Consider the following 16,913-nt stretch of genomic DNA (forward strand, 5'->3'; position numbering starts at 1 on the left):
TCCGTCCGCGCTCGGAGACTCCCTGTCCCCGGTCGAGGGGACAGGTGTGTCCACGTCCGGGCAGGCAGCGGGCACCGACTCGGTGGCCGGGGCGCAGGAGGCCGGGCAGCTCGGCCGGCCGACCGTCACCGCGTCGCAGGCCGCAACGCTCAGCAGCCGCGGAGAGGTCATGCTGCCCGGCTCCGACGCCACCGGCAAGCTGGTGGACGCGGTGAACTCGGTGAAGACGGCGGCGGCGAAGTCGGCCGCGCTGGCCGGGCACGATTGGCCCGCAGGCGTGGACGAGTTGCGTAATCTGGTGGCGGACGCGCTGGAAGCGGACCTGCGCCTGCCGACCGGGGACCGCCGGTTCTGGCCCTGGATCGACGGCCTGTCCGCGCCTGGCGAGAAGAGGCCGCTCCTCGCCGGGAACACGGACGAGCACCGCTCCGCCTTCGCCGCGTCACTGCGACCCGGCGACGGCGTCCGCACCGGCCAGGAGAACTCCGTCGCGCCGCAGCGGGCCTCCGACTGGGGCCTGCTCGCGGCGGTCGCACCCGTGCTCGGGCTCCGGCCGACGGTGGTGCTGCCCAACGGCGGTCTGTGGGAGACCGGTCCGAACTCCGGCCGTGAGATCACGCTGCTGCGCCTGGGGACCGGCGACGCCGGGGACGCGGCGTGGGCGGCGGCGGTCCCGGTGCGGGATCTGAGGGCGAACGCGTCCGCCCCCGCGCCGCTCGGGAGCGAGCGGACCGAGGCGACCAGCCAGGCCCACGAGCCGGAGCCGGTGAGCGCCCCGGCCTCCCACACCACCACGGACCCGACGCAGACGCCCACCACGGTGGAAGCGCCGCAGCCGCAGCCGGAGACGTTCTTCGGGGCCGAGCCGCGCGCTGTCGAGAGCGAGGGCGCGCAGCTGGCCCGCGAGGAGCAGGACGGCTCCGCCACGGAGCAGACCGGTCAGGTGGCCCCGCACACCGAGGACCTGGTCCAGGATCCGACGGAAATCCTCACCGAGCCCGTTGCCGAGGCGCCGTTCTACGGGACGTTCGAGGAGGACACGGATCTCGCCTCGGACGAGGAGTACGACGGCGACGCGCCCCGCGATGCGGTGGCCCTGCACATGCCGCAGCCCTCCGGCTCCTCCCACCAGCACGCCACGCACGGCGGCACCGCATCCCAGGGCGGGACCTCGGCGGCCGATGAGGAACTGCTGAACGCCTTCCTCGCCGAGGACACCCTCGTTGAGGGAGGCGTGCACGCCGCACAGGCCGACGCCGCGAGGCAGACGGTGGGCCGCAATCTGACGGGCAGGCAGCTGGGTTCGGTGGTGACGGACCAGGTGCGGTTGCTGCGTGCCTGGCCGGGGCAGGAGGAGCGGCTCAGCCAGGCTCAACCGGCGCCCTGGCGGAAGGTGTACCTCCTGTGGGCGGAGGGCGACGGGAGCCGCGGTATCCACTACAAGGGTGAGTGGATCGATGGGAAGAGGCTCGGGGGGATTCTTGAGCGCGACCCGGTGTTGCGGCAGATGGGCAAGGACACCTCCGTGGTGGTGGTGCTCTCGGAGGCCTCGTCGCTCGACACGGCGTTCCAACGCGCCCTCGGCAACAGCCTGCGCGGCAACCCGGTGCGCACGCCGTCCGGGGTCGCCACGTTCATCGAAGGGCCCGACGGCCGTTGGTACCCCACGCTGGTCGACAAGCACCCGGACCAGGCGTACGGGGGCTGGGCGTCGTATCACTGGAACGGTGTGGAGCAGTCGCTGCCGGAGCGGGAGTGGATCGCCGAGGGAGGTGAACGCTTCCGTACCAGCGATGTGATCCTGCTTCCCGTTCCGCGCAACGACGGCGGCCCCGACGCGATCATGAGCATCGCCAGCGAAGACCGCCCTGCCCATCGCCTGATGGCAAGGGCGCAGCAGCACGGTAACGCGTTGGACTTCTACCACGCGATGGCCCGCGCCCATGGCAGGGGCCCCTGGAACGTGAACGCAGACGGAAGCACGGTCAATGAACCTGCCGGAAACAAGCTGAAGCCGTCGCATCGTGGCGTCCATCTCATGGCCCACGGCACCGCGGGCGGTGTCCAGTGGGCTCTCAAGGATGGCCGGCGTCTCGTCATGGACAACGAGCAGAGCGCTGAGCTGACTGTCGACGCGGCGAACGCATCCGACCTCCGGCCGGGTGACTGGATCTTCGCGGACACCTGCCTGGCAGCTGTCCCCTGGCATACCCCGATGCTTCCGCCTCCCCCTGTGACCCAGGCGATTCCCCCGGTCGAGGACGAGCTGCGCACGGTCGACTTCGTCCAGCATCTGGCCACCGTGGGCCGTCGCTACGCGGCGGGCTACTCCGGGTACGTGGCCACGCGGGAGACGATCAGGCCCGACGGCACACAGGGACTGGCCCGCTTCCTGTTGGCGGACGCCCGGTCCGGGTTCAAGCAACTGGTGGTCGCGCGCCCCGAACCGACGCCGGAGGCCCTGGAGAAGGTGGCCGAGTTCAGCGGGTCCACGCTGACCGGTCCTGCCCGCGTGGACAGGGCGCTGGTCATGACGTGGGCGCTGCGGAAGATGTTCGGGCGCGACGTGGAGGACCGGCCGGACTACTGGGAGCGGCTGGTTCCCATGCTCGGTGTCCTGGAGCTTCTCCGCTCCAACGACCCCCTGCTGCGGCAGTTCACCGAGATCAACATGGACATGCTGCGCACGCTGGCGGGCCGCTACGGCTCTCTCGCGCATGAGCGCAACGCCGCGATCGCCTACGACGGGCTGCTGAAGTGGCTGGAAGAGAAGGTCGACGACGCCTCTCCCGAGGCACCGCTGTCATCGCTGGACGACGAGGGGCATTTGCGCGCCGCGTTGCAGCACCTCTTCCCCCAGAACGATCCGGCCAGTGTCAGCGACGAGGAGGTGCGGTGGCTGCTGCGGAAGGATGAGCAGACACCGGTGGCCGCCAAGGACGTAGGCCGCGCGATCTGGGCACTGACCCGCGCCCACCGTCATCTGGCGCGGGCGGCGAACCCACGGGACCTGGCGAGCAAGGTCCTGCACCTCCCCAAGGACTCGGCTTGGGGCGACTACTGGGAGCAGAACTGGGAGAGCCAGCTTCTGCGGACGGTGGCCATGGCGACCGCGGTGGGCGTCGACATCACACACGAGGACCAGCTCGCCGCCCACCACCTGACCATGATCGGCGCCCTGTCACCGGAAACGGAGCTGCCCGGAGCGGCCGGACCGCAGGGCCGGAACTTCACCGGTATTCCGGTGACGAGCCGCGTACGCACGGACCAACTGACGGTGGCTCTGCCGGACGGAACCTCCCAGTTGGGTGCGGTTCCCTGGAAGAATCTCGGCACCGGCGACCCGCACCTCTTCGCGGCCGGGCCCGGGCGGGATGGCCAGGTACGACTGATACTGCCGCGCAGCGTCGAGGTGGAGGTGCCACCCGGCGAGGTGGTGGCGCTGCTCGACATGGACCCGCAGCTGACGAAGCGCGATCTCAACGACCCCGTGGTGTTCCTGGGCATGGGGGACGTGCACGAGTCCCTGCAGAAACCGGTCTCCCATTGGACCGGCCGCTTCACCCAAGCGCACGCGAATCCTGCGGCAATCATGCCGTTGCAGGGCCCGGACGAGCCGGCTTGGATCGTGCTGTACGCCAACGCGGACGGGTCCGTGCCGAACTGGACGTTCAGCGAGCGCGAGGCCCCGGCCACGGTCGGCGCGCCGGTGGCGTCCGGCGACATGGTGCTCAGCGCGGCGACGGACACCGCGCCGCAACAGGCCACCGAGCCCTCCGCGCAGGCCACCACCCAGGCCGCGCCGGAGGCCGCTCCCGTGGCAGCGGCCCGCCTCGCCGATCAGCTGCTCTCCATGGACCAGAGCGAGCGTGCCGACGTGCTGGCACAGCTGCCCCCTGAGCAGTTGGGGGCACTGACCTGGAACATGTGGCTGATGGGGCGTCTGCGGGCGACCCTTTCCCCCGAGGACTACGCCGAGACCGCGGCGCTGCTGATGCTGCGGATCGAGCCGCGGGTGCACCGGCCGGTGGACGTACGCCGCGCGGCTGTCCCGCTGATGACCGTCATGCTGGGCAACCCGGAGGTCGCTTCGAGGCTGGTCGAGGACGAGCACTACCGCCTCATCGTGGTGCCGAAGGATGTGCCGTTCCGAGAGGTGGACGGCTTCCGCCACGTCGATATTGCTTATCGGGGCGGGACCAAGCCGGCCGAGGCAGGCGTGCGCGAGGGACTGGTAGGCGTATCGGAGGAGAACCTGCTGGGGGAGGAGCCCGGCAATCCCGCCTTCTCCAAGGAGGACGAGGGGCACTCCGACCTCGTCCACGAAATGGCGCACGCGATTCACCTCGGAGCGTTGGACCGGCAGCAGAAGCAGCTCATCACCGATGTCTTCAACGCGCAGACCGAGAAGGAAAAACGGGGGGAAGCCGGAGCCTGGCCGGACGGCCCCCGGCACGGCCCGCTCGGCGGTTACCCCAACTACTCGTCGTGGGACGAGCGTGAGTTTTTCGCGCAGTTGACCACTGTCTGGCTGGGCGTGAACGCCGGCGAGGACACGAACACCATGTTGCCGCGGAACAACGGGGCGCAGTGGGTCCGCGACGCCCTTCCGGACATGGTGCCGCTTCTGGAGTGGCTGTACGGCCCGGGAGCGGAGCCGGGGTATTACAAGGTCAACAGTCCCATGGAGTACCTGCCGTCGGAGGTGTCCGGACAGCAGGTGTCCGGGCAGGCTTCCGCGCTCCCTGCCGCCGGTGCCGGCCAGGGGGAGTTGGAGTCGGCTCGGCCGTCGGTCTCGGCCTGGTCGCTTTCCCACCCGGCAGTGACCGTCCCGCTGAGCGGCATCCTGGCGTTCCTGGACCAGGCCACCGCGCCGCTGCGGGAGGGCTCGCCCCAGGAAAAGGCCGTTTACGAGGATGCCCAGGGCGCGAAGGAGTTCGCCGAAGACGCCAGGCGCATGTTCGACAGGTGGCTGGAGGAGAATCCCAAAAAGGCCGCCAACGTAAAGCCCGGGGACAAGGATGAGTTGGCCGGTGCTCTGGCCCTCGGATACACCCAGATCGCCGCAGTGGTGCGTGAGTGGAACGAGCAGCCGCCCTCCCCGAGGGACTACGCGGCTTTCGTGTCCCAAGCTTCCCTCGGTGCGGTCCGGCAAAGCCTGGGGCAGGCGCCGCGTGACTTCCTGGAGGCGGAAGCATGGCCGCTCGCCTCTACACTGGAGTACATACTCGAAACGGGCGGCTCGATCCGCCCGCAGCCGCTGCGCTATTCCCTGCCGGAGGAGCGTAGCCAGCGCCCTGCAATAGTCGGCGAGTATCTGGAGAACCTGCTGCTCAGCAATCCGGAGCGATTCGTCGGGCAGGACGAGGCGCTGGGGCTGAGCTCGCCGGGCGACAAGGCCGTCGGCGATGTTCCGGAAACCGTCGTGCCGGCGGTCGAGTTGGAGATCCGGCAGCTGGTGGACGCCGAGCCCACAGATGTCACTCCGGCGCAGCGGGCCCTCGACCTGTACAACGAGGCCCTGCGGCAGCGCGGGCTGCCCCCGCTGGACCGGTCCGCGACGGACGGGCAGCGTGGACAGGAAGTGCAGGAGCCGTCCACCACGGAAGTGACGACGAGCGGCGCCGTCGAGTCCGGGGCCGGGACGACGCAGCCCGAGTCGGCCGACGCCGAGCAGGTGCCGGACGTCCTTCCGGCACCCCCCTCGCGGCGTGAGGTCCTCGACCCGGTCCGGGACTGGCGGCGGATTTCCGACGTACCGGGACACCGGCGCACGGGCGCGTTGCGGGCCATCGACGAGGCGGTGGCCGGCCTGCCACGCCACCCGAATGCCCAGGATCTGGCGGGCGTGCTCCAGGCCGTGCGCGAGTGGCAGCGGTCCGCGAGCCGGAGCAGCAGCCGCTGGGACGCGGTGACGCGGCTGGAGGAAGCGGTCCGGGACCGGATGCGGCGGCTCCAGGAGTCGCACCGCGCCCCCGACGCGACGTCCCGGCACCGGCACCGGAGCGGTGCCTCCGCACAGGGAACGGCGGCGCATGGCCCGGCCCAGTCGCTCATCCCGGCGGGCCCCCGCCCGGTCGAGGTGGAGGGCTTCGCCCCGGCCAGTGGCTTCGAGGCCGAACTGCACGCGTACCGGATGGTATTGCCGCAAGGACAGCACTACGAGACGTTCGGCGACTACGACGGTGGCGTGGTGACGCTGCCCGGGCTGTTGAGCATCACCATGGACGGTGGGCAGAACGGCGCGGTCCTGGAGGTCGTCACCGAACCGGCCCGAGGGCTGCGGCGGGGAGCCGACGACGGGCGCGCCGAAATGTCGGACGTGCTGGCCGCCTTCCACGACGTGCTGAGGCGGTTGGAGAACGCCCGGCCGGGAGCCCCGCTGAAGAGCATTTTCCCCGCCTTGGCCGGTTACGAGGTCGATCCGCTGGTGGGGGACATGCCGGTGCGGCCGAACCAGGCCGGTCAGGGCTTGATGCTGGTCCACCACACGGCGACCGCGCCGCTCTCCGGAATCCCCGGCTTCCTGGGCCACGTGACCGCTCACATGCGGCGGGAGTCGGCGCCGGTCCAGACGGCGTACCTGGACGCGCAGACGGCGTTGCACTACGCCGAGCAGGGGCGGGACCTGTTCACGCGGTGGCTGGGTCACCACCCCAGGCGTGCTGCCGAGGTGCGGCCGTGGGACGCGGACGAGTTGGCCGGTGCCCTGGCGCTCGGCTTCACCCAGGTCGCCGCCGCGGTGCGCGGTGGCCGGGACAGCCGGGTGTTGCCGAAGGACTACGCGGCCGTCATCTCCCGCGATTCCCTCGCCGCGATCCGGCGAGGACTGGGCCTGGTGCCGCGTGCGTTCCTGGAGGACGCGGCGGGTTGGCTCCCCGAGACCTTCGTGACCGCACTGCGGCGGTCCGGCGGGCTCCTGCTCCCCGCGGACGTGCTCGGCAGTCCGCTGCCGATGCGCTGGAGCTACGACAGCCAGGCGCCCGCGACGATCGGGGTGTATCTGGAGAACCTGCTCCTCGCGCACCCGTCGCGCATCGTCGGGCAGGACGAGGCGCTGGGCGTCCGCACCAGCTACACGGAGATGGAACGCAACCCCGCGGACGGGGTGGCCCGGATCACTCCGCCCGTGGCCCGGCTGGAGGCACGTCCACTGGAGGCGGTCCAGACCGATCCGCGACGCATCGAGCGCACGCACACCGCGTTGGCCCAGCTGTCCCTCGACCTCTACAACGATGCCCGGCGCCAGCACGGGCTGCCACCGGTGGGCCGGCCCGTGGCGCACGGGCAGCGTGGGCAGACCGGGTACGCGCCGCCCTCCCGGGAACAGGTGACGAGCGGTGCGGTCGTGTCCCAGGCGGACGCGACCCGGGCCACCAGCAGGCAGTCGCAGTCGCGGGGCGGGTCCGTGTCGGCTGTCGTGTCGGCTCTGCTCGCGCCTGCTCTTGCCGAGTTGGCCGGGCGGCTGCCCGGGATGGAGCAGGACGAGCGGGCCGAGGAGCTGGCGCTGCTGCCGGCCGGGGACCTGGAGGCGCTGGCCTCGCATCGTCCGCTGGTGCGGGATCTGCGCACCACTCTGTCCGTGGAGGATTTCGCGGACACGGCGGCGCGGCTGCTGCTGCGGGTCTCCGAGGGCGTGCACGAGCCGATGTCGGTGCGGCGCGAGGCCGTGCGGCGCATCGCGCCCATGCTGGGCGACGCGGACGTGGCGGTGCGGCTCCTGAACGCGGGCCACCGGGTCCACGTGGTGCCGCGGGACGTGGCACTGACGGCTGACGGCCCGTTCCGGGCCTCGCACGGCAGCCGCACCAAGGACGGCCGCACCCTCGCTTCCCTGCGTGGCCTCTACGACCGACCTCGGACGGGTGTCGGCGAGGAGAATCTGCTCGGAGAGACCACGAGTGTGCCCGGCGCCCCCGTCTACGCGGACGGGTACTCCTCCGTCACTCACGAGTTCGCCCACGCTGTGCACCGCGTCGGACTGGGCGCAGTGGACCAGAGGCTGGTCAAGGAGGTCTTCGACGCGCAGAAGGCGAAGGGGTGGGCCGGGAAGTTCCCGGACGGTCAGTTGTACGACCCGGTCGGGAAGAACCCCGGTCCCAACTACTCTTCCCGTAACGAGTACGAGTTCTTCGCCCAGCTCACCAACGCCTGGCTGGGGGTGAACGCGGGCGCCGACCCGTACACCGAGGCGCCCCGCAACAACGGTGCGTCGTGGGTGCGGGGGAACCTTCCGGAGCTGGTGCCGCTGCTGGAGCGGCTCTACGGGCCGGGTGCGGAGCCGGGGCAGACCGGTGCCAACCCGCATGACGCGGTCCAGGCCGAGAACCAGACGTGGGCGGGCTTCCGCGCCTTCTGGAACCGGGCCGACCGTGAGCTGTACCCGCACCACCACCCGCTGATGCACCCCGCCCCGGCCACCTCCCAGGGGCACGCCGCGCCCGGCGTGGTGTCCGGCGCCCTGACATGGAGTGGGCAGGCCCCGCAGACGGCGGAGCCGGTGTCGATGGAGGCCCTGCCGGCCCCGCCGTCGCGGCTGGTGGCCGCGCCGCAGCAGTCCGTCCCGCACCTCGACATGAACGCCGTCGCCGGCCTGCTGCTGGGGCAGCAGACCGTGGCGCAGGGTCCTGGGTCGGTGCCGCAGGTGCGGGTGCTGACCGGGGAGCCGATATCCCGGGTGCTGTTCGACCGGATGCCGCTGCTGGAGCGGCAGCGGGACGGGAGCTGGCGCGAGGTGGGCCGCCTGCGGGTGCCGTTCCCCGACACCTCCTACGTGCTGGTGGTCGACGCCATACCGGACGGCTTCCTGATCGGCGGTGACACGCTGCGCGGGCTCAAGCTGGGGCGTCCGCTGGAGGACCACCCGGTCCTGGCGGGCCTGGAGCAGCACTGGCTGACGGGCAAGCGGATCCTGAAGCCGCAGCAGATGGCAGCGGTGGTCCGGGCCGACCGGATGTTCCAGACGTTGCCCCGGGGCGCGAAGCTCATCGTGCCGACCCCGCACATCGGCACCCAGTCCCTCGGCGTGGTGGAGGCCCTGGCCGACGCTCTCGGCATCGACCCGGTGGTGCCCACCCTCGACGGCCGCCTGGCACCCGTCGCACCGAACAGCCGCACCTACCGGTTCGTGCAGCGCTACTGGAACACCCAGCGCGGCACAGGCAGCCGTCTCCCGGTGGGCGACTGGACCGCGATCCCCGCCGCACCCCACCGCGAACCCCGCGGCAGGGCGTGGACGGACAGTACGGGCAAGCGGTTCACCGACAACGACGTGCGGCAGCGGCCGTACGCCGAGGCCGGGGGCACCCGGCTGCTGGGCGTCGATGTGCTGCCCGGCACCGACGACGGTCTGCGGCGTGAGGGCCGGGCCCTCGCCTTCCGCGACCCGTGGGTGGTGCACTCCGTCCAGACCGCCGACGGCGAACGGATCCTCGGCGCGGAGAGGCGGCCGCTTCCGTCGGCGCTGCACGCCTACACCAGCCACGGGACGCGGGACCACTTCGCCGTGCCGCTGCTGGACGGCAGCCGCGCGTGGATGCCCGCGGAGCAGAGCGGGGCCTTCGTGGCGCACACCTTCGCCACGATGGGCTTCCCGGAGGACAGCACCAATTACATCGAGCAGTGCGAGCCGGGGAACGCCTACGACCCGTATGCCCGGCGGGCTGACGTCCTGGCCGCGGTGGACGACCCGCTGGCCAACCGTTCGCAGGGGCAGCTGGCCGTCAACGAGACGGGCGGTCTGCTGCTCGCCCCCACCGCCCTGACCGGGGTGGGCTCCTTCCACCTGGGCGAGCCCGCCTACCGGCCGATGCGTGTCCATTTCGCCGACCCCTGGGGCCGGCTGTCCGACGTGGCGCTCTTCCGGGCGGAGGCGAAGGGCGAGGAGCTGGCGCGGCGTGCCCGGATCGCGGGGCTGTACAGCGGGAGCGGTGCGCTGTCCGAACGGGGCGCGGAGGACACCCGGCTGATCGACCTCGCGCTGCGCCGCGTCTTCGGCGCCGACGTTGACGCCGACCCGCGCAGCACCGACTACCAGCGGAAGATGGCCGGTGGCGGTGCCCTGGTGCGGGCGCTGCGCAACGACCCCGCGCTGCGGGACGTCACCCCGTTCCGGATGGAGGTGTGGCAGCTGCTGGTGCACCGGCTGAGCGGCCACGCCCAGTACAACACCACCGACCGGACGTTCCTCGACCGCGGCACCGAGCACCTCACCGACGCCGACCGGAAGGCGTACGACGACGCGCTGGACGTCGCCCGTGAGCGGCTGCGGCGGAATCCGCGCCTCGGATTGGGCGAGCTGCTCGCCGAGACGGCCGGGCAGCAGCGCACGGCCGGTGCGCCGCCGCTGCTGGAGTTCGCGGCCGACCGGACGCGGCACGCCGACCCGCACGGCATGCTCGACGTGCCCGCCGGCACCCGGCTGTCCCTGGAGCAGAAGGGCCGGGTCTTCTGGGCCACGGTGCGGGCGGAGGCGTGGCTGCGCGACCAGCCCGCCGCGCGGACGGCCGCGATCGCTCCCTGGGTGCTGCACACCCGCACGGACGGGATGGCACCGGAGGAGATCCACGAGGAGCTGCTGACGCTGGCCACCACGAGCCAGGTGTCGCTGCGTGCCCTGACGCCGGGCGAGGAGGCCGCCGAACTGGGCGCGATCGACCTGGAGCTGAGGGGCGCGTACAAGGCCGAGTGGCCCTCGTCCGCCGGCGCCGCCCTCACCCCGTTCGGCTACAACTGGGGTCCGACCGACCTTTCCGGCGGCCTGCGCACCGATCAGGTGCTCCAGGTGCGGCCGGACGGGACGAAGCGGGCGGTGGACGCGCCCTTCATGCCCCGCGACAAGGAGGGCAAGCCGATCCCGGGCCTGCGCGCGATCGTGCTGCGGTTCGATCTCCACAGCCGCACCGGCCAACCGGTGCTGCATCTGCCCGAGGGGCCGGCGCGGACGACCTTCGCGGAGCTGACCCGGCTGGTCTTCCACTCCCGGTCCCTCCAGGCGAGCCGGGACGTGCGGGAGCCGTTCGTCCTCGTCCTCCGCCAGCCGGTGCGCGACCCGCGGCACCTCTCCGAGCTGAAGGGCTTCGCGAACTGGCTGAGCGACCACACCGGCCGCAGGGCTTTCCGCTACTCCGCCCCGCTCGGCTTCGCACGGCAGGACGGTGACAGGTCGAAGCCCTGGATGCTGGTGACCGAACCGGTGGACCCGGAGACCGGGGACCCCGGTGTGTGGCGCACGCACGTGTGGCAGCGTCCGAAGACCACCAGCCGGCCGTTGGTGCCGCTGCAGGGCCTGCCGTCCCGTCCGGCACCTCCGACCGCCTCCTCCCTCCTGCTCTCCCGCTCCGACGCGGCGCGGCAGCCGGGGGATACGGGGGTCTCGGCCTACGGCCCGGACACCCTGGCGGGCGGCGTCGCGTCCGCCGCGTCCGCCGAGGCGGGCGCGCAAGCGCGGTCGCAGCCCTGGTCGGTGTCCTCGTGGCGGGCGTACGACCCGGAGGCCGTGCGGTTCGCGGCGTACTACCAGGGCGAGCGGGCGAAGGCGTATGCGGCCTACAGCGCCGAGTACGAGCAGGCGGTGGCGGAGGCGCTGGCCGGTCCGGCGGTGATGGCGGTGAAGGATGCGCTGCGCGGGGTGGCCGAGCGCACGGGCCGTGCCGGGGAGTTCGGTGATCTGCTGGCGCTGCCGGTGGACGCGGGGTCGCTGGACCCGCTCATGCGGGCGTTCTCGCAGCTGGTGGGTGCCGAGGTGCTGCCGGGGGCGGCCGTGGGCGGGCCCGGGTCCGTGACCGGGAGGGGTTTCCGTGTCGTGGGGGGTGTCAACGGTGCGGCGTCGCGGTTGTTCGCGGCGTACCGGGAGTCGGGGGCCTCGGCCGAGGAAGTGGCTGCCGTCCGCGACGCGGTGGCGGCCTGGCTGGTCGGCCGCGGCGCGCAGTCGCTGCCGGAGGTCCTGCGGGACGCGCGGCCGTTCGTCGCTCAGGACGCGGAGGAGGAGTCTGCCCTGGCGCGGGACGGCGCGCGGTTCCACATGTGGGTGGACACGCACTTCGACCCCCGCGACGTACTGCGTGGGATGGGCCTGCTGACCCCGGAGAGGGAGCAGCGGCTCGTGCCGCCGCATCAGCGGCTCTACGACGAGCAGTTCGCCACGATGTACGAGGAGCTGTCCTTCCGCGGCGAGGACGCCGACCCGCAGCAGGACTGGATGCAGCTGAGGGAACTGCTGCGTCGCCGCGAGCAGTTGCTGGACTACGCGGCGGGCAGGGGGCCCGCTCCCGTCGACGGCCTGCTGCCCCTGGGGCGCGTCGACGCCGTCGCCGAGTGGCTGGACGTCTACCGTGACGAGGCCGTCCGGGCGCTGCGCCGGCTGAGCCCCGCACACCTGCTCGGGCTGTCTCTGCACCACGGGTCCGACTTCAAACTGTTCCGCGCCTGGCTCAGCGGACGCCGGTTCGGTGAGCGGGCGCTGCGCTGGACGATGCGGGCCCATGTGCGGTCGGTGGCCGGCAAGATTGTCAAGGCGGGCGTGGGGAGGGTGCCGGTTCCGGCGATCCTCGACACCACGGCCGACTTCAAGAACGTCGTGGCGCACTTCGGCCGACCCGAGGCGCGGGAGGCGCTGGACCGGACCGTGGAGCAGCTCCTTGCGGTCCTGCCCCTGCACGTCGAAATGCTGGACGAGGCACTGCGCGTGCTCCCGCCGTACCCAGGCCCCGTCTTCTGGGGGGCCTCCGGTCTGCCGGGTGAGGTCGACGCGCCCGTCCTCGACGGCCCGTACTCCAGCCCCGACGGGTTCGTGTTCCCGTGGGCCCGCAGCACGGCCTTCACGCAGAACGGTGCCGAGCGCTACGCATGGCCCGGCAAGGGGGGCACGCACGCGGAGGTGACGAGGGCCGAGCCGGGCAGCGACGCCGGCCCGGAGACCGCGCCGTTCTCCCCCTTCCTGGTGGAGGAGGAGGTGACCTTCCCCTCGGGCGCGGAGTTCGACAGGCTCGGAAGCCGCGTCCATACCAGGATCTCGCCCAGTGGCCGGGAGACCCGGCGCAGGCAGACCGACGCGGTGCAGCGGACGTCGCGGGGGAAGGCCGTGCCGTGGTCTGCGCGATCGCGCGGGACGGCGTCCGCCCTCGGCCGGCCCTCGGACGGGCACGGGCAGCAGGTGTCCGGGCGGAGCCCCCGAGTGACGCCCGCGGACAGCTGGACTCTTCCGTCGGACCTGATCGTGCAGCGGATCGTCACCAACGGCCGCCCGCTGGTACTGGCGTCCCTCCCGCGGGAGAAGTGGGCCGCCTTGGAGCGGACGCTCCAAGGCCTGGGCGACGCCGTGTACTACTGGTCGTGGGACTCGACCCAGCGCGACGGATGGGCGCGGCCCTACCGGGTGCCGGGCACGCGGCCCCTGTTCTGGTTCTCCGGCGGCGGCCCGGCGGGCATCCTGCTGGCGCGGCAGGACGGCGGAATGTATGTGGACGACGGCCGCACCGTCGGCTCCCTCATCCGTGCGGAACTGCAGAACCTGCCGCCCGAGGAGCGCCCCAGGACGATCTTCGTGATGTCGCCCGGCCCGGGTGAGGACGGCGCCGGCCTGGCCCTGCTCACCGTCGAGCATGGACACATCACGGGGCTGACGGAACTGCATGTCGCAATGTCGTCGGGCGCGACCGCCGTCACGCCGAGCAGCGACAGCCTCTACCCGTCCGAACTCCATCTGCTGCCTGGAGCGGACGGCAGGCCGACGCACTGGTTCACGGACGATCAGGCGGGAGGCGCTCGCCTCCTGCCCCTCCGCAGCGGCGCACCGGCCCGGAACGTCACGCGTACCCTCCCGGCCGCGGAGCACCGGTTCGCCGTCGAGGACGCGCCCGCGTCGGCACGCCGGCTCCCGGTGACTCTGCCGGGGATTCCGCGTGGGGTGTCGGAGGAGTCCCGGCCCTGGTCGGTGTCCTCGTGGCGGGCCTACGACCCGGAGGCCGTGCGGTTCGCGGCGTACTACCAGGGCGAGCGGGCGAAGGCGTATGCGGCCTACAGCGCCGAGTACGAGCAGGCGGTGGCGGAGGCGCTGGCCGGTCCGGCGGTGATGGCGGTGAAGGATGCGCTGCGCGGGGTGGCCGAGCGCACGGGCCGTGCCGGGGAGTTCGGTGATCTGCTGGCGCTGCCGGTGGACGCGGGGTCGCTGGACCCGCTCATGCGGGCGTTCTCGCAGCTGGTGGGTGCCGAGGTGCTGCCGGGGGCGGCCGTGGGCGGGCCCGGGTCCGTGACCGGGAGGGGTTTCCGTGTCGTGGGGGGTGTCAACGGTGCGGCGTCGCGGTTGTTCGCGGCGTACCGGGAGTCGGGGGCCTCGGCCGAGGAGGTGGCTGCCGTCCGTGACGCGGTGGCGGCCTGGCTGGTCGGGCGTGGCGTGCAGTCGCTGCCGGAGGTCCTGCGGGATGCGCGACCGTTTGTCGCGGGGGACGCGGAGGAGAAGTCTGCCCTGACGCGGGACGGTGCCCGGTTCCACATGTGGGTGGACGCGCACTTCGACCCGCGCGGCGCGCTGCGGACGGCGGACCGGCTGACCCCGGAGACGGAGCAGCGTCTCGTCCCGCCCCATCAGCGCCTCTACGACGAGCAGTTCAGCTACGACAGTGCGGGCCTGGCGGAGCTGGTCAAGGCCCGGCAGCGCCTTCTCGACTCTGTCGAGGGCAAACCCGTCGACACGGAGCTGACACCGCTGGCCGTCAAGCGCACCGTGATGCTCGATGACTGGCTCAGCAGGTACGGCGACCTCGGCCTCGACGCCCTGCGCCGGATGCATCCGTCCCACCTGAAGGTGCTCTTCAGCCTCACCGGCAATGACTACCGTCTGTACAAGTCGTGGACCGTCGCTCGTCGGTTCGGCGACGGGGCGGCGCGTTGGGCGCTGCGCAACCGGATCTGGGACATGGCGCGCGAATACGCCACGGAAGGCTACGAGTGGTCCTTCGTCCCCCTCATTCTCGACCGCATACCCGCCTTCCGGGAGATCGTCGACGGTCTTGAGCAGGCGTGGCGCCAGGCCCAACCGGCCCGGGGCAGCGGTATGCCGCGGCCCGTTCTCAGGAAGGTGCTGGGGCGTGAGGACTTCCCGCAGCTGAACCAGCTGCTGGACCGTGTCACCCAGCAGCTGCACCGCGAGATTCCCCTGCACATCGACATGGGCGTCGAGGCGCTGAAGATCCTTCCGCCGTTCGGCGGGACCGTGTACTTCGGGGACCGCGCCGTGCCCGGGAAGCTGGACGGCCCCTTGGCCGAGGGGCCGAACTACACGTCCACGGCGATCTCCTTCCCCTTCTTCCGCAGCACGAGTGTTCTCTGGGAGGAGGCGTTCCACTTCGCCGCACGCGGCCAGGAAGCGGCCCGGCAGAAGCTGGGCCTGGACACGACTCACCGGGAGGTGACAACGGTCCACCGGTCCACCGGGAGCGAGGTCCAGCCGTTCTCCCGGCAACCCGGTGAGGAGGAGGTGATGTATCCGCCGGGGGTGGAGTTCAGCCCGCTCACGAGCCGGGTGCGCGAGGAGCCGTTCGGTCCCACCCGGCAGGTCCGGTTCCGGGACACCGTGGCCGGCGAGTCGTCCCCGCGTCCACTGCCCGCCGAGCGGTTCTCCGTGCCCGCCTACGAGGCGGACGCTTCGGATGCGTCCGCGGGCGAGTGGCTCGTCCAGCAGGACCGGCCGGAGCCGTCGCCGAAGACCGCCTCGGACGCGGAGGGGCAGGAGCTGGTGGTTCCGGCACCCCGCTCGCCGCTGTCGGACGGCTGGACGTTCCCCTCGAACCTGCTGGTGCAGCCGGTGGTCGTGAAGGGGCTGCTGCTGGGCCTGGCGTCCTTCGACCCCGCCGAGTTCACCCGTCTTGCGCCGGTGTTCGAGCGGCTGGCCGGCCAGCAGTACTTCAGGTCCTGGAGGCGTACCGGGGACGAGCCGCAGGCGAAGCGCTACCGGTTGCCCGGCTCCGGGCACCTCTTCTGGTTCTCGCATGGCTCCCGGGACGGCATCGTGTTCGCCCAGCGGGACGGCGGCACGTACCTCGACGACGGCCGGATGGCCGGCGGCATCCTCCACAAGACGTCGCTGCGCCTGCCGCCCGAGCAGCGGGTGCGCTCCCTCATGGCGCTGCCCTGCGGGCCGGGCGAGGGGGAGCAGGAGTTGGCGGTCCTCGGTACCCGGGCGCGCGCCATGGCCCGGGCCACGGGCTGGGTGACCTATGCCGTGTCGGGAGGCTCGGCCGTCCAGCGGGGGGAACGAGGTCCCTCCAGGTCCCTGCTCAACCTTCTGGAACGCGAGGACGGCCGGCCCACGCACTGGTACGTCGCCGACCCGGCTTCGGACGACGAGGGCCTGCTGCCCCTCTCGGAACACGACGGGAGGGCGGTGACCGGCGCCGTCTACCCGAGCCTTGAGGAGAAGCTCGGTGCCGAGAGCGCCGCCGGCCTCCAGGGCGAGGAGGACGGCCGTTCCGCCGGCGCGCTCACCCTGCGGCCCACCGGGACCACCGCGGAGGACGTGCGGTCCGCGCTGGCGTCCGCGCCACCGTCCGTGCTGGACCGGCTCCGCGAACTGGTGACGGAGGAGCCCCGGCGCACGGAGGACGGCGCTCTGCCCGTGTCCGCCTGGGACCGTGCCCGGATCGCGTACTCGGAGGCGGCCGAGGAGTTCGAGAGCCGTCTCGCCGTCTACCTCAACGGCCTCCAGGAGCCCGCGCGGCACATCGCCCTGCTCGCTCAGGCGGTGTGGCAGCACGCGGTGGAGGCGGGCCGCTGGCAGGAGCTGGCGTCCTCGGACGCCGGTATCGACGGTGCGGTCGGCACCGACCGGGAGACGCTGGAGCACATGGTGCGGCACGGCAACGTGCGCGAGCACCTGGGCATGCTGTGGATCGGCGGCAAGACCGTCATCTCGGACC

1 protein-coding gene (cut by both window edges) is annotated in these 16,913 nt (G+C 72.2%); it reads left to right on the forward strand.

The whole window is internal to a hypothetical protein gene (locus FM076_RS17460; protein WP_173871844.1) on the forward strand: the coding sequence, 62,514 nt in all, runs 22,406 nt past the left edge and 23,195 nt past the right edge, and what appears here is coding positions 22,407-39,319 (codon 7,469, partial, through codon 13,107, partial); the first codon wholly inside the window starts at nucleotide 2. Both codon boundaries (start and stop) fall beyond the window edges.

The sequence above is a fragment of the Streptomyces albus subsp. chlorinus genome (assembly GCF_013302895.1).
In the GTDB taxonomy this organism is placed as follows: Bacteria; Actinomycetota; Actinomycetes; order Streptomycetales; family Streptomycetaceae; genus Streptomyces; species Streptomyces chlorinus.